The sequence below is a fragment of the Trinickia symbiotica genome (assembly GCF_002934455.1).
Classification (GTDB): domain Bacteria; phylum Pseudomonadota; class Gammaproteobacteria; order Burkholderiales; family Burkholderiaceae; genus Trinickia; species Trinickia symbiotica.
Map to the genome: position 1 here is coordinate 296,466 of NZ_PTIR01000004.1, position 18,813 is coordinate 315,278.

Consider the following 18,813-nt stretch of genomic DNA (forward strand, 5'->3'; position numbering starts at 1 on the left):
GAGGTATAACGCGATTCCATTGCAACCCGGTTGCAATGTTACGACAGTCGGCTGGCGCAACCAGGACCGGCTCGAGCGCCAATCCGCGCGAATCATCAAAGAAAAAAGCGCGCTCGCGGCGCGCTTTTTTCTTCTTCCATGACCTTGGTTATGACGGCCGCTCATCCGGCCAAACGTTGCCGTCTCATTGGGGGAGCGACAAACCGCGTGGCAGCGGAAATGCGATGCTTTCCTCGATTCCATCGAGTGCCCGCACGTTGCGCACGCCCAGTTCGCGCAGGCGGGCGATCACGGCTTGTGCGAGCACCTCGGGCGCCGACGCCCCCGCCGTCACGCCGATGCGCCGCTTGCCCTCGACCCAGGCGGGATCGATCTGATCGGGGGAATCGACCATATAGGCCGGCACGCCGCGCTTTTCCGCCACTTCGCGCAACCGGTTCGAGTTCGAACTGTTGGGACTGCCGACGACGATGACGACGTCGCATTGCGGCGCCATGAATTTGACGGCGTCCTGGCGGTTCTGCGTCGCGTAGCAGATATCCTGCTTCTTCGGCTCGCGAATACCCGGAAAACGAGCCTTCAGGGCGGCGATAATTTCCGAAGCATCGTCGACCGACAGCGTCGTTTGCGTGACGAACGCGATCCGGCCCGGATCGGCAAGCTCCAGCGCATTCACGTCTTCGATGCTCTCGACGAGGTACATGCCCTCACCGCACTGGCCCATCGTTCCTTCGACCTCGGGGTGGCCACGATGGCCGATCATGATGATGTCGAGGCCCTCTTGCCGCATTTTCGCGACCTCGATGTGAACCTTCGTCACGAGCGGACAAGTCGCATCGTAGACGCGCAGACCGCGCGCCTCGGCATCCTCGCGCACGGCTTTCGGCACGCCGTGCGCGCTGAAAACGACGGTGCTGCCCGTCGGCACTTCGTCGAGCACTTCGACGAATATCGCGCCCTTCTTGCGCAGATCGTCCACGACATACGCGTTGTGGACGATCTCGTGACGCACATAGATGGGAGCGCCGTAGAGCTTGATCGCGCGCTCGACGATTTCGATCGCGCGATCGACGCCGGCACAGAAGCCGCGCGGCTGCGCGAGCAGGATTTCCGCATCCGCTGCGGCGAGAGAAGTATCTGTGAGGCTCATGTCTTACAGAATCCCGATGATCTTGACTTCGAACGCCAACGCCTGCCCGGCGAGCGGGTGGTTGAAGTCGAAAAGCGCGGACGTCTCGCCGATTTCCTTCAGCACGCCCGCGTAGCGGCCGCCGTCGGGCGCGTTGAACTCGACGACCTCGCCGGGGGTGAAATCGTCGTCGACCATCCCGTTTGCGCGCAGCGCGGCGAGCGACACGCGCTGGACGAGATCGGGGTTGCGCTCGCCGAAGGCGACGCCGGCACCTAGCCGGAAGGTCGAATGGTGCCCCGTCTTCAACCCCACGAGAATGTCTTCGAGCGGCGGCGCGATCTGCCCGGCGCCGATGAGCAGCGTGGCCGGCTTGTCGGCGAAAGTGTTGACGATATCGCCGCCATCGGCAAGTGAAAGCCGGTAGTGAAGCGTCACATGGGAGCCGGGTTTCACTTCGGAGATGTCGATGATGCTCATGAGATGACTCGTTTCGTCGGGGCGCGATCCGCGCGGCGCGCGCAGGGAAGAGGGAAACCGTTCCGCGCCCCAGGCGCAAAGTCTCTATTGTAAGGCACGTTGCCGAGCGAGGCGGGGGCCGGACCGCGGCCGCGGTCCGCCGCCCCGCCACCGCTTTCGCGACGGCCCGCTGATATGCGAATGTGGGAGAGTACGGTATGGAATTTAGTTCCGACATTGCTGAAACGGAAACGGCTGAAACGGTCGTAGCGGCCGAGCCCGCGAAATCACGCGAACTCCGCCCGCGCGACGATATGCCGCGCGAGCGGCTCCTGAAGGTGGGCGCGGGCGCGCTGTCGGACGCCGAGCTGATCGCGCTTTTTCTCGGCTGCGGCGTGCCGGGTCACAACGTGTTTGAGGTGTCGCGGGCGCTGCTCGAGCGGTTCGGCTCGCTGCGCGGGATGCTCGATGCCAGCCCGGCGGATTTCGCCGGAATGCGCGGCATCGGACCGGCAAAGAAGGCGATACTGCTCGCCGTCTTCGAGATGGCGCGGCGCGCGCTCGCCGAAAAAGCCAGGGAGCAGCCCCTCATCGATTCGAGCGCCGCCGTCGAGGATTATGTGCGGCTGTTGATCGGCACGCGCCCTCACGAGGTCTTTCTCTGCCTTTTTCTCGACGCGCGGCACCGCCTCATCGACAGCGAGGAGTGCTCACGCGGATCGATCGCGCACATGGCCGTCTACCCGCGCGAGATCGTGCGCCGAGCCCTCGCAACGAACGCGGCCGCGCTGATCGTCGCGCACAACCATCCGTCGGGCGCGGCCAAGCCGAGCGCGAGCGATCGTCAGCTCACGCGCGTGCTGCGCGACGCGCTCTCGCTCATCGATGTGCGGCTCGTCGATCATCTCGTGGTCGGACGAAACACGGTCTTCTCCTTCGCGAATTCAGGGTTGCTTTGAGGCGGTGGGCGCGCCGGCGCGCCCACCGAGGCAAACGCAAATAACGTTTGATTTTTCGGCGCTTTTTCTGCTAGAATCGCCGTCTGCCTATTTTTTCCGATCCGAATCGCATCCGGAATCCGGACGCTCGGATGCGGTCATGGCGCCGCGCCCGCATTCGTACCGGTGTGGTACCGGCAAAGTACGACGGGCGGCGGCCGAACGATCGTCGTCGGCGAGAGTCGAGCAGGAAGTCGAACGAAGCGAGCGACGAACAACGGCCGATAAGGCGAAGAGGTCTGAAGGAATCAGAGCGGATACGCCCGAAAGCGGTAGCGTAGGCCGGTCCGGCTCTCGAACCCAGGCTTGAACCGAATATAAGCGTTTTAGGAGTGCTCTCATATGGCACGCGTATGCCAAGTAACTGGGAAAGCGCCGATGAGCGGCAACAACGTTTCCCACGCGAACAACAAGACGAAGCGGCGCTTTTTGCCGAACCTGCAAAACCGCCGCTTCTGGGTGGAGAGCGAGAACCGCTGGGTGAGCCTGCGCGTCTCGAACGCGGGTCTGCGCCTCATCGACAAGAAGGGCATCGAGTCCGTGCTTGCCGACTTGCGCGCACGCGGCGAAATCTAAGCGAAGGAGTCTGAATCATGGCGAAAGGCGCACGCGACAAGATCAAGCTTGAGTCGACCGCAGGCACGGGTCACTTCTACACCACGACGAAGAACAAGCGCAACATGCCCGAGAAGATGGAGATCATGAAGTTCGATCCCGTCGCTCGCAAGCATGTCGCGTACAAGGAAACCAAGATCAAGTGATCGGTTGTTTCCTTCGAGCTTGATCGACAAACACGGCAAAAGCCCCGCATCCCAGCGGGGCTTTTGCGTTTACCGGAGCAAGAGCCCTCGATCCAACGGGCAAGAGGAACGCAAATGAATTTCGACGTCGTGATCGTGGGCAGCGGGCTTGCGGGTTTGACGGTCGCATTGAACCTCGCCGAAAAGCGCCGCGTCGCGGTCCTCGCCAAGCGATCGATGACCGAGGGCGCGAGCGATTGGGCTCAGGGCGGCATCGCGGCCGTGCTCGACTCGGCCGACAGCATCGAGAACCACGTCCGCGACACGTTGGTCGCTGGCGCGGGCCTTTGCGACGAAGCCGCGACACGCTTCATCGTCGAAGGCGGCCGTGCCGCCATCGAATGGCTGATCGAGCGCGGCGTCCCGTTCACGCGCGACGAAGCAGCCGAGCTCGGATTTCATTTGACGCGGGAAGGCGGGCACAGTCACCGGCGCATCATTCATGCGGCGGATGCAACGGGGCACGCCGTTGTCGAGACGTTGTCCGAGCGCGTGCGTCAGCATCCGAACATCACGCTGCTCGAGGATCACTACGCCATCGACCTCATTACGTCGGACAGGCTTGGATTGCCCGGTCGCCGTTGCCACGGCCTCTACGCGCTCGATCTCGCCAGCGGACGCACCGTCACCCTGCAGGCGCCGCATACGGTGCTCGCAACGGGAGGTGCGGGCAAGGTCTATTTGTACACGACCAACCCGGACACCGCGACCGGGGACGGGATTGCGATGGCTTGGCGCGCCGGCTGCCGCGTCTCGAACATGGAGTTCATCCAGTTCCATCCGACTTGCCTCTTCCATCCTTACGCGAAATCGTTCCTGATTTCGGAGGCCGTGCGCGGCGAAGGGGGCCGGCTGCTGCTGCCCGACGGCACACGGTTCATGCCGGCGCACGACGAACGGGCCGAACTCGCGCCGCGCGACATCGTGGCGCGAGCGATCGACTTCGAGATCAAGAAGCGCGGGATCGACTGCGTCTATCTCGACATCAGCCATCAGCCGGCTGCCTTCCTGCGCGAACATTTCCCGACGATTCTCGCGCGCTGCCTCGAGTTTGGCATCGACATCACGAAAGACCCGATTCCCGTGGTGCCTGCCGCGCATTACACCTGCGGCGGCGTCGTCACGGATCTCGCCGGCCGCACCGATCTCGCGGGGCTCTACGCCGTCGGCGAGACGGCCAGCACCGGGCTGCACGGCGCGAACCGGCTGGCGAGCAACTCGCTGCTCGAATGCCTCGTCATCGGCCGCTCGACGTCGGCTGTCATCGAAAGCGACGGTTTTGAGGCTGGCGCGCACGCGCCGTTGCCCGATTGGGATGAAAGCCGCGTGTCCGATCCCGACGAGGAAGTCGTCGTCGCGCACAACTGGGACGAACTGCGGCGGCTCATGTGGAACTACGTCGGCATCGTGCGCACCGACAAGCGGCTCACGCGCGCGAAACATCGGATTGCGCTTTTACGCGATGAAATTCAGGAGTACTACGCGAACTTCAAGGTAAGCCGCGACCTGCTCGAATTGCGCAACCTCGTCGACGTGGCGATGCTGATCGTCGACAGCGCGCGCTCGCGGCGCGAAAGCCGCGGACTGCACTTTTCGCGCGACTGGCCCGCGGCACTCCCCAAGGCACTGCCGACCGTACTTGCTCCCGAGCGCGTGCGAAATCGGCAAGTCTGATAGCGGCCCGCGCGGGTGCCGCTGCAACCGCGCGCGTAATCCACATCCGTTCGCTGGCTCGCTGGCCACGCCTTGCGAAGGTCACGCGAGCAGCCGCGCTACACGATCCGCATCGAATAATCGGTCGCACGAACATCCTTCGTCAGCGAACCGATCGAGATGCGGTCGACCCCTGTCTCGGCGATCGTACGCACCGTATCGAAGTTCACGCCGCCCGACACTTCGAGCACGGCGCGGCCGGCCGTCAGCTTCACGGCATCGCGCATCGCCGCGAATGAGAAATTGTCGAGCAGGATCGACTGCGCGCCATGCGCGAGCGCGGACTCGAGCTGCTCGAGCGTCTCGACCTCGATCTGAACGGGAACGCCCGCATCGAGCGCATAGGCCGCTTCTAGCGCCGCCCCGATGCCGCCCGCCGCGGCAATGTGGTTTTCCTTGATGAGAATGCCGTCGTAAAGGGCGAGCCGTTGATTCGCGCCTCCGCCGACACGCACCGCGTATTTCTGCGCGAGCCGCAGGCCCGGCAGCGTCTTGCGCGTGTCCAGGATACGGGCGCGTGTGCCGGCGATCGCATCGACGTAGCGGCACGTCGCGCTCGCCACGCCCGAAAGCAACTGCAGGAAATTGAGCCCATTGCGCTCGGCAGTCAACAGCGCGCGCACAGGGCCGCGCAATTCACAGACGACGGAATCGGCCGTCATGCGATCGCCCTCACGGTAGCGCCAGTCGATTTCAATCGACGGCTCTACATGGCGCATCACGGCCGCAAACCACGGCACGCCGCAAAGGATCGCCTCCTCGCGTACGACGATGCGCGCGTCACGCACCGCGTCGGCCGGCACGAGACGCCCCGTCACGTCGCCGCTGCCGACATCCTCGGCGAGCGCATCAGCAACGTTGCGCGCCAGTGCGGCGTCGAACGCCGCGCCGTACTGCGCGCGGATTTCCGAATATAGCGGCGACACTGCGTCGCCCTGAATCGTGTGCTGTTCCGACATCGACGAAGTTCCCGCTATTGGCATCAGGCTGCGCCGACGTTGGCGAAAAGCGCCGTGTCGCGCGCGAGGTCGCCGCTCGTCTGCACGCGGCGCTTGCGCTCGGCAGCGAAAGCAAGCATACGGTCGATCGGCACGCGTGCCCGCTCGCCAATCGCCAGGTCGACGAAGATCTCGTTATGGCCGCGCTCGAGCACGTCGGCCAGATTGACGAGCCCGTTCATCGCCATCCACGGGCAATGCGCGCAGCTCTTGCAGGTCGCGCTGTTGCCGGCGGTAGGCGCTTCGATGAACGTCTTGCCGGGCGCCGCGAGGCGCATCTTGTGGAGAATGCCGAGATCGGTCGCGACGATGAAGTGCGTCGCGGAGAGCCGCTTCGCGGCGTCGATCAATTGAGTCGTCGAACCTACGACGTCGGCCTGAGCGACCACGCTCTCGGGCGACTCGGGGTGCACGAGCACCTTGGCGTCGGGGTATTCCGCACGCAGCAAATCGAGCTCGATGCCCTTGAACTCGTCGTGGACGAGACATGAGCCCTGCCACAGCAGCATGTCGGCGCCCGTCTGCTTCTGGATATAGCTGCCCAGGTGGCGATCGGGCGCCCAGAGAATTTTCTCGCCGCGCGCATGAAGGTCGGCAACGATCTCGAGGCCGATCGACGAAGTCACCATCCAGTCAGCGCGCGCCTTGACCGCCGCGCTCGTATTCGCGTACACGACGACCGTGCGATCGGGATGCGCATCGCAAAACGCGGAGAATTCGTCGGCTGGGCATCCGAGATCGAGCGAGCAGGTCGCGTCGAGATCGGGCATGAGAATACGCTTGTCGGGGCTCAGGATCTTCGCTGTTTCGCCCATGAAGCGCACGCCGGCTACGACGAGCGTGCGGGCGTCATGGTCGCGGCCGAAGCGGGCCATCTCGAGCGAGTCGGCCACGCAGCCGCCCGTTTCGTCGGCGAGTTCCTGCAGTTCGGGATCGACGTAGTAATGCGCGACGAGCACCGCATTTTCCCGTGCGAGCAGCGCGCGAATGCGTGCCTTCAGTGCCTGCCGCTCTTCGGGCGACGGCACGATGGGCACTTTCGCCCACGCCTGACCAACACCGCAGACGGCCCCCGCCGCGCTCGTAACGAGCGGCTTATCGAATTCGACCGTCCTGATCGTCGCACCCATCATCCCCTCCTGAAGCAACGCTGCCGGCGGCACCGGAAGCGATCAACGTCGCGACGGAAGCCCGAAAAGGCCGGCCTGCCCTCATTTCGAATGCGCCAAAAAAGCAACACCCCGCCAGCGCGGGGTGTCTTGTGACGTCTCGAAATTGTAATGGATTTCGCGATCAGGCGTATCGGCGCAGGCGCAGCGCGAATTCCTGCAAAGCCTTGATTCCGCTTTGCTCGGCGCGGTGGCACCAGTCCTGCAATTGGGCCAGCAACTGCTCGCGCGAAGCGTTCGAGCGGTCCCAGATCGCCGCGAGGTCCTTGCGCAGCTCGATGAACGTCAAAAGCGTCTGATTGTTCGCGAAGATCTCGGGCAACTGGCGCTTCTGCGGCTCGTCGAGGCCGCTTTCGTCCTTGTGGAACCACTTGCCCGCACTCTTCATGAGCGCGTACTTTTCGCGGGCGCCGACTTCCTTCAAGCGCGCGAGCTCTTGCCGGTAAGCGCGCTTGACCGTCTTCGCGTAGCGCGCCATGACCTCATAGCGATTCGAGAGGACGGCCTGCAGCGTGTCCTGGTCGAGGACCAGCTTGCGCGAGGCCAGGCGCGGCGTGGGCGCGACTTTTTTCACCTTGGCAAGCCGGCAGGCCGACATGAGACGGATATAGCCCCAGCCAATGTCGAACTCGAACCACTTGTTCGAGAGCTTCGCCGACGTTGCATAGGTATGGTGATTGTTGTGGAGCTCTTCGCCGCCGATGAGGATGCCGAGCGGAAAGAGATTCGTGCTCGCGTCTTCCGAATTGAAGTTGCGATAGCCCCAGAAATGTCCGAGACCGTTGACGACGCCGGCCGCCCAGAACGGGATCCAGGCCATCTGCACCGCCCAGACGGTCAGGCCGACCACGCCGAAGAGCGCGACGTCGATGACCATCATCAGGCTCACGCCGAGAATCGGGTATTTCGTATAGACATTCCGTTCCATCCAGTCGTTCGGCGTGCCGTGGCCGAAGCGGCGCATCGTTTCCTCGTTGCGCGCCTCGGCGCGGTAGAGCTCGGCGCCTTCGAGCAGGACTTTCCATATCCCGCGCGTCTGCGGGCTGTGCGGATCCTCTTCGGTCTCGCATTTGGCGTGATGCTTGCGGTGGATCGCGGCCCACTGCCCCGTCAACATACCCGTCGTCATCCAGAGCCAGAAGCGGAAGAAATGGCTCGCGACCGGGTGCAGATCGAGCGCGCGGTGTGCCTGGCAGCGATGCAGATAAACGGTGACGCCGATGATGGTGACGTGTGTCACGGCCAGCGTGAAGAGCACGATCTGCCACCACGAGAAGTGCAGCGTGCCGTGGGCGAGAAAGTCGAGCAGGGAATTCAGCAAGGCATTTACCTGTGGAGCGACGACGACTGCGCGACGTCGGGCGCCGGGGCGCGCGACCGAGCACAGTCACATAGACGTAAGCAAACTGTTGGGCTGGGAGGCATTGTACTTCAACGCACTCGACTGTTTTGTAACAAAAGTGCTCTCGCGCACGCGACGCAGCGTCACGCCCCCAAAAGCCGACTCAATTCGCATCGCGAGCGCGATTCGTGCCCAGTCGGGTGACGTCGGCGACGGTCCCGGCCGCGCCGGCGGCGTTGTCGTTCGCCGGCGCGAGGGCTGCCGGCAGCTCGCCGACGATACGCACTTCGCGCGTCGGGTACGGGATCGCGATGCCATGTTCGTTGAAAAGGCGCCAGATGTTGCGATTCACGGCCGATCGCGCGCCGGCCGTGCCCTTCGCGGCCTCCTCGATCCAGAAGCCGAGCTCGAGGTTGATGCCGTCCGCGCCGAACGAGACGAGATAAGGGGTCGGCGCCGGGTCTTCGAGAATCCGGTCGACGCCGTGCGCCGCCTCGACGAGCAGCGCCATCGCCCGCTCCACGTCCGTATCGTAAGCCACCTGCACGGGCGCTTTCGCGTATCCGCGGGTGAGGTACGACGAATGGTTCTGGACGACGTCGGTGATGAGCTTCTCGTTCGGGATCAGCGTTTCGATGCCGTCGAGCCCGCGCACGGTCGTGTAGCGCGTGCGGATTTCGGTCACGATCCCTTGCAGGCCGCCGACGTTGATCGAATCGCCGATCCGCAGCGATCGATCGATGAGGATGATGAATCCCGACACATAGTTGCTGGCGATCTTCTGAAGCCCGAACCCGAGCCCCACGCCGAGCGCGCCGCCGAACACCCCGAGCACCGTCACGTCGATGCCGACGAGCGAAAAGCTCACGAGCACCGCCGCGAGCATGAGCAGCGCGCGTCCGACGCGCGCGAGCACGACCCTGAGGTTGGCATCGATCGAGCGCGAGCGCATGAGCCGCTCCTCGAGCATCGAGCCGAGCCAAAGCGCCACGACCATCGTCACGCAGACCCACAGGACGCCGCTCGTGAGCGAGAGCAACGTCATGCGTTCGTTGCCGACGCGAAAGCGCACCGACGCCATCCAACGCAGGACCTGATCCTGGATACCGAGCACGGTGAGCACCATGCCGACCCAGACGAGCACCGTCACCAGCTTCTCGACGATGAAGAGCCAGGCGTGCGCCTGCTCGCCGCGGCTGAAGACGCGCCGCGCGACATAGAAGGCGATGTAGATGAGCGCGATGCCGAAAAGCGGCACGAGAGCAAGCTCGAGCAGCGACGTCGACATGTAGTCGGCGAGAATCGCCTGCGCGAACCAGACGAGAACGCTGCCGAGCAACGGGAAGAGCGCCTTGTCGAGACTCTCGGCGCCGAAGCGCAGCGCCTCGTGGCGCGCGCGGCGGTGCACTTCGAGCTTACGGCGCAAAAAGCGCGCGAGAAGCCAGGCGGCCAACAGCAGCCCCAGCAGCGTGCCGCCCTGCCAGACCATCACCGGCTCGCCGAAGTCGCGGACGATGTCCGCGAGCATATGAGAGAGGATGTGGTTCTGGATCATGCCGGAGCATTCTCACGTTCCGGCCGGCGCTCGAGCACGGCCGCAAAAAATCCGTCCGTGGCATGGCGGTGGGGCCAGAGCGAGAGATAGTCGCCCATCTCGAGCTCGATGCGCTGCTCGGCGAGCACCTTGCCCGCCGGGACGAGCACGAAATCGGGATGATCGGCGAGAAACGCGGCGACGACGGCCTCGTTCTCCGCCTCGAGCACGCTGCAGGTGGCGTAGACGAGGCGACCGCCCGGCTTCACGAGGCGCGCGGCGCTCGCGAGAATCGACGCCTGCTTCGGCGCCAGTTCGGCGATGGCGGCCGCGTTCTGGCGCCACTTCAGGTCCGGGTTGCGGCGCAGGGTACCGAGCCCGCTGCACGGCGCGTCGACGAGCACACGGTCGATCTTGCCCGCCAGCCGCTTGATCTTGACGTCGTGCTCGCTATCGATGAGCACGGGATGCACGTTCGAAAGACCGCTGCGCGCGAGACGCGGCTTCAGCTTCGCGAGCCGGCGCTCGGACACGTCGAATGCATAGAGCCGGCCCGTCGAGCGCATCGCCGCACCGAGCGCAAGGGCCTTGCCGCCCGCGCCGGCGCAAAAATCGGCGATCATCTCGCCGCGCCGCGGCGCGACGAGGGCGCAAAGCAATTGGCTGCCCTCGTCCTGCACCTCGACCCACCCGTCCTCGAACACCTTGAGCTTCGTCAGGGCCGGCTTGCCGGCCACGCGCACGCCGAACGGCGCGAACGGCGTCGCGCCGGCGTCGATACCCGCCTCCTTCAGCGCGTCGAGCAGCTGGTCGCGGCTCGCCTTCATCGGGTTCGTGCGCAGATCCAGCGGGGCGGGGTAGTTGAGCGCCGCCGCGAGCTGCGCGAGCTCTTCGCCGGAAAACCGCGTGGCCAGCGCCTCGATGATCCATTCGGGCAGATTGAGCCGGATCCGCAGTGGCAGGCTCGCCGGGTCGACCTTCGCGACATGTTCGAGCCACGCGTTTTCGTCCTCGGAGACGAACGGCTTCACCGCCGAGCGGCCGACGGTCTGCATGAGGCCGAGCAGCGCGAGCCGGCGCGTCGGGCTGCCGACGCCGCTCTCCGCCAGATGCGCGAACTCCATGCGCCTGCGCAGCACCGCGAACACGGCCTCGGCGATGACGCCGCGCTCGAAATGACCGAGCTTCGGATGCGCGCGGAAAAAGCGGCTCGTCGTGGCGTCGGCCGGCCCGACGAACTTCAGAATCTCCTCGAGCAGCGCTTCGGTCTGGCCGATCAGGAAGCCGTGCAGCCCTTGCTCGCGGCGCGGCTGCGAGTCGGCTCGGCCTTGAGCGCGGCGCTCCTGCGAACGTTGAGGGCGCAGCGGGCGCTGGGGGCGTTGCGGGCGCGGGGGGCGGCTCGTCATTGTTTTTGCTCCTCTTCGCGAACGTCCGCGAACAACCAGCGCGGCTCGGGCGGCGTCACCTCGACGCGCATCCCGTCGAGCGCAAGGCGCCCTTCGACGAACCAGCGCACGGCGCGCGGATAGATGATGTGCTCGCAGGCAAGCACGCGTGCCGAGAGCCGCTTCACGTCGTCGCCAGCGACGACGGGGACCGCGGCCTGGATCACGATCGGTCCGTGGTCAAGCTGCGGCGTGACGAAATGGACGGTCGCGCCGTGCAGCGCGACACCCGCTTCGAGCGCGCGCTGATGGGTCTTGAGCCCCGGGAAGCACGGTAACAGCGATGGGTGGACGTTCAGCATCCTGCCCGCGTAGCGCTCGACGAACGGCGTCGTCAAGACGCGCATGAACCCGGCGAGCACGACGAGATCGGGCTCGTAGCGATCGACGACGGCCGCCAGTTCCGTATCGAACGCCGCGCGCTCGGGAAATTCGAGGTGATCCACGACGGCCGTGGCGATGCCGTTCTCGGCCGCGAACGCCAGCCCCGCCGCGTCGGACCGATTCGCGACGACGGCCGCGACACGCGCCGGCCAAGCCTCGCGCGCGCAGCGGCGCACGATCGCTTGCATGTTGCTGCCCCGCCCTGAAATCAAAATCACAATATTCTTCATTCAAGGATTTTATCATTCAGGTGCGGGTCGCCCCGACGCGAGCACCCTGCCTGGCCTCGCACGGGAAGTCCCGTTGGGCGATATCCGACGGCCTGCGGGGGCAGCGAACGCCGTGACCGTTTATAATCTCCTGCTTCGCAGCGCCTCGCGGCGCGCGTCGATCTTTGGTTTCGCGGCTTGCGGCTCACGCCCTTGCCGCCCACCCCAACGGCTATCGTGAGAGTCTTCCGCGGTCTTCCCAACGCCGAGAGCCGCGCGCCCTGCGCGCTGACGATCGGCAACTTCGACGGTGTCCACCGCGGGCACCAGGCCCTGCTCGCACGCGTGCGCGAAGCCGCGCGCGAGCGCGGCCTGCCCGCCTGCGTCATGACCTTCGAGCCGCATCCGCGTGAATTCTTCGATCCGGCCGGCGCCCCCCCGCGCATCGCCATGCTGCGCGACAAGCTCGAAGCGCTGCGCATGAACGGCGTGGACCGCGTCGTCGTCGAGCACTTCAACCGCACGTTCGCGAGCCAGTCGCCCGACGCGTTCGTCGAGCGGATCATCGTCGGGGGCCTGCATGCGCGCTGGGTCCTGATCGGCGACGACTTCCGCTACGGATCCAAGCGCGCCGGCGATTTCGAATCGCTGAAGGCGGCCGGCGAGCGCCATGGCTTCGAAGTCGAGCGAATGGCGACGATCGTCGATCCGAGCGGCGCGCGCATCTCGAGCTCGGCGGTGCGCGCGTTCCTCACCGCGGGCGAGCTCGCTGCCGCGCGGGAGGCGCTCGGCCGCGACTATCTGATCAGCGGGCATGTCGTGCACGGCCTGAAGCTCGGCCGCGATCTCGGCTTTCCGACGCTGAATCTGCCGATCGCGCACAAGCGCCCCGCGCTCGCCGGCATCTTCATCGTGCGCGTGCACGGGATCGAAGCCGAGCCGCTCGCGGGCGTCGCAAGCCTTGGACTGCGCCCGACCGTCGACGATTCGGGCCGCGTGCTGCTCGAGGTTCATCTGCTCGACTGGCATGGCGACGCATATGGCAAACTCGTGCGCGTCGAATTCCTGAAGAAGCTGCGCGACGAGGAGAAGTTCACGGACCTCGAAGCGTTGACGCGGGCCATCGCGCGCGACGTCGCGAACGCGCGGGCCTATTTCGTCGCGACGGGCGGCGCGCGCGTGGGCATGGCCGCGCCGGCCGCCGCTCATCCTGCCGCGCCGAGCGCGCCGGGTAGCCGCGCGACCGGATTTTCGACATCGGCGACCGATCGAATTATTCGCTAGCCACCGCAACACCCGAATGCAGCAGCGGCCCGACGGGTCATGACCTTGGGGCCACGTAGCGCTCGCACCGCCGCGCCGCCGACCGACACCGATTGAGTGGCGCCCGCAGTCCGGACGCCCAAACGAAGTTTCAGCGATCTCACTATGAGCGACAAGAAAGCCGATTCGAAATCTCAGGCCAAGTACCCGGTCAACCTGCTCGACACGCCGTTCCCGATGCGCGGCGACCTTCCGAAGCGCGAGCCGCAACGCGTCAAAGAATGGGAGGAAAAGCGCGTCTACGACAAGATCCGTGCGGCGAGCCGGGGCCGGCCGCGCTTCGTGCTGCACGACGGGCCGCCCTACGCGAACGGCGACATCCACCTCGGCCACGCGGTGAACAAGATCCTGAAGGACATCATCGTCAAGTCGCGCAACATGGCCGGCTTCGACGCGGCCTACGTGCCTGGGTGGGACTGCCACGGCATGCCCATCGAGATCCAGATCGAAAAGCAGTTCGGCAAATCGCTGCCCGTCACAGAGGTGCAGCAAAAGGCGCGCGCCTACGCGGCCGAGCAGATCGAGAAGCAGAAAGCCGGCTTCAAGCGGCTCGGCGTGCTCGGCGATTGGGACAATCCGTACAAGACGATGAACTTCTCGAACGAGGCCGGCGAAATCCGCGCGCTCGCGAAGATCCTCGAGAAGGGCTACGTCTTTCGCGGATTGAAGCCCGTGAACTGGTGCTTCGATTGCGGCTCCGCGCTCGCCGAGGCCGAAGTCGAGTACAAGGATCGGAACGACCCTTCCGTCGACGTCCTGTTCCCGTTCGCCGATCCCGAGAAAACGGCGCGCGCGTTCGGGCTCGAAGCGCTGCCGCGCGCCGAGGGCGGCATCGTCATCTGGACCACGACACCGTGGACGATTCCGGCCAACCAGGCGCTCAACGTCCATCCCGAACTCGTCTATGCGCTCGTCGATACGCCGCGCGGCATGCTGATCCTCGCCGAAGAGCGCGTCGCGGCCTGCTTGCAGGAATTCGGCTTGACGGGCAAGGTCGTCGCCACGGCGCCCGGGGCGAAGCTTGCCAACGTGCGGTTTCATCATCCGCTCGCCTCGGCTCATCCCGGCTACAAGCGCACGTCGCCCGTCTACCTCGGCGAGTACGTGACGATCGATACGGGCACGGGCATCGTCCATTCGTCGCCGGCTTACGGCGTCGAAGACTTCGAGGCGTGCAAGGCACATGGGCTCGCCGATTCGGACATCATCAACCCCGTCATGGGCGACGGCCGCTACATCGAATCGCTGCCGCTCTTCGGCGGGCTCTCGATCTGGACGGCCAACGCGAAGATCATCGAAGCGCTCGATGCCGCGGGCACGCTGATTCACAAGGAAAAGTACACGCACAGCTACATGCACTGCTGGCGCCACAAGACGCCGATCATCTATCGGGCGACGTCGCAATGGTTCGCCGGCATGGATGTCGCGCCGAAGGACGGCGGACCGACGCTGCGCGAAACGGCGCTGGCGGGCGTGGAGGCCACCGCATTCTATCCGTCGTGGGGAAAGCAGCGCCTTCACAACATGATCGCGCACCGCCCGGACTGGACGCTGTCACGGCAGCGCCAATGGGGCGTGCCGATGGCGTTCTTCGTGCACAAGGAAACCGGCGAGCTCCACCCGCGCACGCTCGAGCTGCTCGAAGCCGTCGCCGAGCGCGTCGAAAAGCACGGCATCGAGGCATGGCAAACGCTCGATCCGCGCGAGCTGATCGGCGACGACGCGAACATGTACGAGAAGAACCGCGATACGCTCGACGTCTGGTTCGATTCGGGCACGACGCACTGGCACGTGCTGCGCGGCTCGCACAAAGACGTGTCGGCGTTCCCGGCCGACCTCTATCTCGAGGGCTCCGACCAGCACCGCGGCTGGTTTCACTCGTCGCTCTTGACGGCCTCGATGCTCGACGGGCGCGCGCCTTACAAGGCGCTGCTCACGCACGGCTTCACCGTCGACGGGGAAGGCCGCAAGATGAGCAAGTCGCTCGGCAACGGCGTCGATCCGCACGACGTGGCGAGCCGCCTCGGCGCCGAAATCATCCGCCTCTGGATCGCCTCGACCGACTACTCGGGCGAGCTCGCGATTTCCGAGGAAATCCTGAAGCGCGTGACGGAGAGCTATCGCCGCATCCGCAACACACTGCGATTCCTGCTCGCCAACCTCTCGGACTTCGACTTCGCGAAGGACGCGCGACCGATCGACGAATGGCTCGAGATCGATCGCTATGCGGTGGCGCTTGCCGACGAGCTGCAGCGCGACATCCTCGCCCACTACGAAAAGTTCGAGTTCCATCCGGTCGTCGCGAAGCTGCTCACGTTCTGCTCCGAGGATCTCGGCGGCTTCTATCTCGATGTGCTGAAGGACCGGCTCTACACGTGCGCGCCCGATTCGAATGCGCGCCGCGCGGCGCAGACGGCCATCTACCACATCGCGCAAGGCCTGCTGCGGATCATGGCGCCGTTCCTCTCGTTCACGGCCGAAGAAGCGTGGCAAGTATTCCAGCCCGGCAAAGACACGATCTTCACGGAGCTTTACTACCGCTACCCCGAGGTTCCCGGCGGCGATACGCTTCGCGAGAAGTGGGCGCTCCTGCGCACGATCCGCGGCAACGTGACGAAGGCACTCGAGGAAGCACGCGTGGCCAATCTGATCGGCTCCTCACTGCAGGCGGAAGTCGAAATCCGCGCGACCGGCGCGGCCTTCGACGCGCTGAAGAGCCTCGACGACGATCTCAAGTTCGTGCTGATCACCTCCGCCGCGACGGTTGTCGAGGTCGGTTCGGAAGCCGAGGAAGGCGTCGATGTGATCGCTTCGAAGTACCTCAAATGCGAGCGGTGCTGGCACTATCGCGCGGACGTCGGCGCCGACGCCGCGCATCCGACGCTCTGCGGCCGCTGCGTCAGCAACCTCTTCGGCAACGGTGAAACGAGGAGCGCGGCATAATGGCGAAGACCCGTCCGATGCAAGCGAGCGGCACGCTCGCGCCGTGGCTCGGTATCGCGCTCATCGTCATCTTGTGCGATCAGTTGACGAAGATCGCCGTCACGAAAGTGCTCGCATACGCGACGCCCTACCCGTTCACGCCGTTCTTCAACCTGCTGCTCGTGTTCAACCGGGGCGCGGCATTCAGCTTTCTCGCCGCGGCGGGCGGCTGGCAGCGTTGGGCGTTCACCGCGCTCGGCGTCGTGGCAGCGCTCGTCATCGTGTATCTGCTCAAGCGCCACGGCAACCAGCGGCTCTTTTGCGCGTCGCTGTCGCTGATCATGGGCGGCGCGCTCGGCAACGTCATCGACCGGCTCGTGCACAGCCACGTGATCGACTTTCTCGACTTTCACGTCGGCGGCTGGCATTGGCCCGCGTTCAACCTGGCCGACAGCGCGATCGTAATCGGCGCACTATTGCTGGTGTTGGACGAGCTGCGGCGCGTGGGCGGATCCCGCTGAGCGTGATCGGGCGCGCGAGGCGCATTCGCCTCGCCGATACGCACATTCGGAGGCAACGTTGGCAATTGCGGAACTCGCAGGAAAGCATCTGGTACTGGGCATGACGGGCGGCATCGCCTGTTACAAGATCGCCGAGCTCACGCGGCTTCTGACGAAAGCCGGCGCAACGGTGCAAGTCGCGATGACCGAGGCGGCGACGCAGTTCATCACGCCCGTCACGATGCAGGCGCTCTCGGGCCGCCCGGTCTTCACGAGCCAGTGGGACACGCGCATCGACAACAACATGGCGCACATCGATTTGTCGCGTGAGGCCGACGCGATTGTGATCGCTCCGGCGTCGGCGGACTTCATCGCCAAGCTCGTGCACGGCATGGCGAACGATCTGCTTTCGACGCTATGTCTCGCGCGCGATTGCCCCCTGCTCGTGGTGCCGGCGATGAACCGCCAGATGTGGGCGAACCCGGCCACGCAGCGCAACGTGGCGCAACTGCGCGCCGACGGCATACTCGTGCTGGGTCCCGATTCGGGCTCGCAGGCCTGTGGTGAAATCGGCGACGGGCGCATGCTCGAGCCCGAGGCGACCTACGAGGCGATCGTTTCGTTCTTTCAGCCCAAGATCCTTGTCGGCCGGCGCGTACTGATCACGGCTGGCCCCACGTTCGAGCCGATCGATCCCGTGCGCGGCATCACCAACCGGTCGAGCGGCAAGATGGGTTTCGCGATCGCCCGCGCAGCGCAGCAGGCCGGCGCCACGGTCCGTCTCGTCGCGGGCCCCGTCGCGCTGGGGACGCCCTGGGGCGTCGTTCGCGACGACGTGGAAACGGCCCGGCAAATGTACGATGCCGTCCTCTCGACGGCAGCCGATTGCGACGTCTTCGTTTCCGTCGCGGCCGTGGCCGACTGGCGTGTCGACGAGGCGAGTGTCGAAAAGATCAAGAAGACGGCGGGGCACCGTGTGCCGAGCCTCGCTTTCGTCGAGAATCCCGACATCCTCGCGACGGTCGCGCAGTTGCCCAACGCGCCTTACTGCGTCGGTTTCGCGGCCGAAAGCGGCAATCTCGAGACGCACGGCGAAGAAAAGCGCGTGCGCAAGAACGTGCCACTCCTCGTCGGCAATCTCGGGCCCAAGACGTTCGGGCGCGACGACAATGAGGTCGTTCTCTTCGATGCGCACGGCGTCACGCGGCTGCCCCGGATGGACAAGGACGCGCTTGCGGTCGCGCTCGTGCGCGAAATCGCGCGCCGGCTGCCCGACGCGAGCCTCATTTCATGAGCGGCGCGCGAAGCGTGGCGCGCCGACCCCTTATCGTTTCCCGTTAGTCAACGCCGAATGAAACTCGACCTGAAAATCCTCGATGCGCGCATGCGCGAATACTTGCCCGCTTACGCCACGCCGGGCAGCGCCGGCCTTGATTTGCGCGCCTGCCTCGACGAGCCGCTCACGATCGAGCCGGGCGAGACGCGGCTCGTGCCGACGGGCCTTGCCATCCACGTCGGCGATCCCGGCTACGCGGCACTGATCCTGCCGCGTTCGGGGCTCGGCCATAAACACGGGATCGTGCTCGGCAACCTCGTCGGCCTGATCGACTCGGACTATCAGGGAGAGCTGATGATTTCGACGTGGAATCGCGGCCAGACGACGTTCACGCTCAATCCGATGGAGCGTCTCGCGCAACTGGTCATCGTGCCGATCGTGCAGGCGCAATTCAATATCGTCGACGATTTCGTCGAAAGCGAGCGCGGCGCGGGCGGCTTCGGCAGCACCGGCAAGCACTGAACGGGGCGCCGCGCGTCCGTCGCCGCCCCACAAAAACCAAGCGGCGCGGGAGTTTTCCCGCGCCGCTTTTTTCATGTCGGACCGGACGGT

At 65.3% G+C, this 18,813-nt stretch carries 17 protein-coding genes; 9 read left to right on the forward strand and 8 right to left on the reverse strand.

The features are described from left to right. Positions 1-184 precede the first annotated feature (184 nt). Both ispH and B0G57_RS09175 read right to left on the reverse strand, forming a co-directional pair. Entirely contained in the window at positions 185-1,150 is a 966-nt protein-coding gene (gene ispH / locus B0G57_RS09170; RefSeq protein ID WP_018443180.1) for a 4-hydroxy-3-methylbut-2-enyl diphosphate reductase, read from the reverse strand. 3 nt (positions 1,151-1,153) lie between these two features. Further along, a complete protein-coding gene (locus B0G57_RS09175) occupies positions 1,154-1,609 on the reverse strand; it encodes an FKBP-type peptidyl-prolyl cis-trans isomerase (protein ID WP_018443181.1) in 456 nt (151 codons plus the stop codon). 197 nt (positions 1,610-1,806) lie between these two features. On the opposite strand from B0G57_RS09175, the gene radC reads away from it, so the two are divergent. From radC to nadB, 4 genes are all read left to right on the forward strand, one after another. Next, entirely contained in the window at positions 1,807-2,547 is a 741-nt protein-coding gene (radC, locus tag B0G57_RS09180) for a RadC family protein (protein ID WP_018443182.1), read from the forward strand. Between the two features lie 381 nt (positions 2,548-2,928). Then, a complete protein-coding gene (gene rpmB, locus B0G57_RS09185) occupies positions 2,929-3,162 on the forward strand; it encodes a 50S ribosomal protein L28 (RefSeq protein ID WP_026230132.1) in 234 nt (77 codons plus the stop codon). A 17-nt stretch (positions 3,163-3,179) separates the two neighbouring features. Further along, positions 3,180-3,347, forward strand: coding sequence for a 50S ribosomal protein L33 (gene rpmG, locus B0G57_RS09190; protein WP_004185395.1), 168 nt, complete (start codon positions 3,180-3,182; stop codon positions 3,345-3,347). 114 nt (positions 3,348-3,461) lie between these two features. Next, on the forward strand, positions 3,462-5,060 hold the full coding sequence (nadB, locus tag B0G57_RS09195; RefSeq protein ID WP_018443184.1) for an L-aspartate oxidase: 1,599 nt from the start codon (positions 3,462-3,464) through the stop codon (positions 5,058-5,060). Positions 5,061-5,158: 98 nt separating this feature from the next. On the opposite strand, the gene nadC is transcribed toward nadB, so the two are convergent. From nadC to purN, 6 genes are all read right to left on the reverse strand, one after another. Then, positions 5,159-6,058: a carboxylating nicotinate-nucleotide diphosphorylase gene (nadC, locus tag B0G57_RS09200; protein WP_018443185.1), complete on the reverse strand. Its 900-nt coding sequence runs from the start codon at positions 6,056-6,058 to the stop codon at positions 5,159-5,161. 23 nt (positions 6,059-6,081) lie between these two features. Then, complete coding sequence (gene nadA, locus B0G57_RS09205; protein WP_026230133.1) at positions 6,082-7,227, reverse strand: quinolinate synthase NadA; 1,146 nt, start codon at positions 7,225-7,227, stop codon at positions 6,082-6,084. A gap of 163 nt (positions 7,228-7,390) precedes the next feature. Continuing rightward, positions 7,391-8,587 (reverse strand): DesA family fatty acid desaturase, encoded by a 1,197-nt coding sequence (locus B0G57_RS09210; RefSeq protein WP_018443187.1) that lies wholly within the window; start codon positions 8,585-8,587, stop codon positions 7,391-7,393. 184 nt (positions 8,588-8,771) lie between these two features. Further along, positions 8,772-10,163, reverse strand: coding sequence for a mechanosensitive ion channel family protein (locus B0G57_RS09215; RefSeq protein WP_018443188.1), 1,392 nt, complete (start codon positions 10,161-10,163; stop codon positions 8,772-8,774). Then, a complete protein-coding gene (locus tag B0G57_RS09220) occupies positions 10,160-11,548 on the reverse strand; it encodes an RsmB/NOP family class I SAM-dependent RNA methyltransferase (protein ID WP_018443189.1) in 1,389 nt (462 codons plus the stop codon). Before B0G57_RS09220 ends, B0G57_RS09215 begins: the two co-directional genes overlap by 4 nt. Then, positions 11,545-12,201, reverse strand: coding sequence for a phosphoribosylglycinamide formyltransferase (gene purN / locus B0G57_RS09225; protein ID WP_018443190.1), 657 nt, complete (start codon positions 12,199-12,201; stop codon positions 11,545-11,547). The genes B0G57_RS09220 and purN overlap by 4 nt, the downstream gene beginning before the upstream one ends. A 216-nt stretch (positions 12,202-12,417) precedes the next feature. Here purN and B0G57_RS09230 point away from each other — a divergent pair, with 216 nt between their 5' ends. The 5 genes from B0G57_RS09230 (at position 12,418) to dut (ending at position 18,723) form a co-directional block, all read left to right on the forward strand. Next, positions 12,418-13,464 carry a bifunctional riboflavin kinase/FAD synthetase gene (locus tag B0G57_RS09230; RefSeq protein WP_051090115.1) on the forward strand — a complete coding sequence of 349 codons (1,047 nt, stop codon included), beginning with the start codon at positions 12,418-12,420 and terminating at the stop codon, positions 13,462-13,464. 144 nt (positions 13,465-13,608) lie between these two features. After that, the gene (gene ileS / locus B0G57_RS09235) at positions 13,609-16,446 is read left to right on the forward strand and encodes an isoleucine--tRNA ligase (RefSeq protein ID WP_018443192.1); all 2,838 of its coding nucleotides are present in this window, start codon (positions 13,609-13,611) and stop codon (positions 16,444-16,446) included. Further along, positions 16,446-16,946, forward strand: coding sequence for a signal peptidase II (lspA, locus tag B0G57_RS09240; RefSeq protein WP_018443193.1), 501 nt, complete (start codon positions 16,446-16,448; stop codon positions 16,944-16,946). Before ileS ends, lspA begins: the two co-directional genes overlap by 1 nt. Before the next feature lie 58 nt (positions 16,947-17,004). Next, on the forward strand, positions 17,005-18,219 hold the full coding sequence (gene coaBC, locus B0G57_RS09245) for a bifunctional phosphopantothenoylcysteine decarboxylase/phosphopantothenate--cysteine ligase CoaBC (RefSeq protein ID WP_026230136.1): 1,215 nt from the start codon (positions 17,005-17,007) through the stop codon (positions 18,217-18,219). Positions 18,220-18,276: 57 nt separating this feature from the next. After that, on the forward strand, positions 18,277-18,723 hold the full coding sequence (gene dut, locus B0G57_RS09250) for a dUTP diphosphatase (RefSeq protein WP_018443195.1): 447 nt from the start codon (positions 18,277-18,279) through the stop codon (positions 18,721-18,723). Positions 18,724-18,813: the final 90 nt, after the last annotated feature.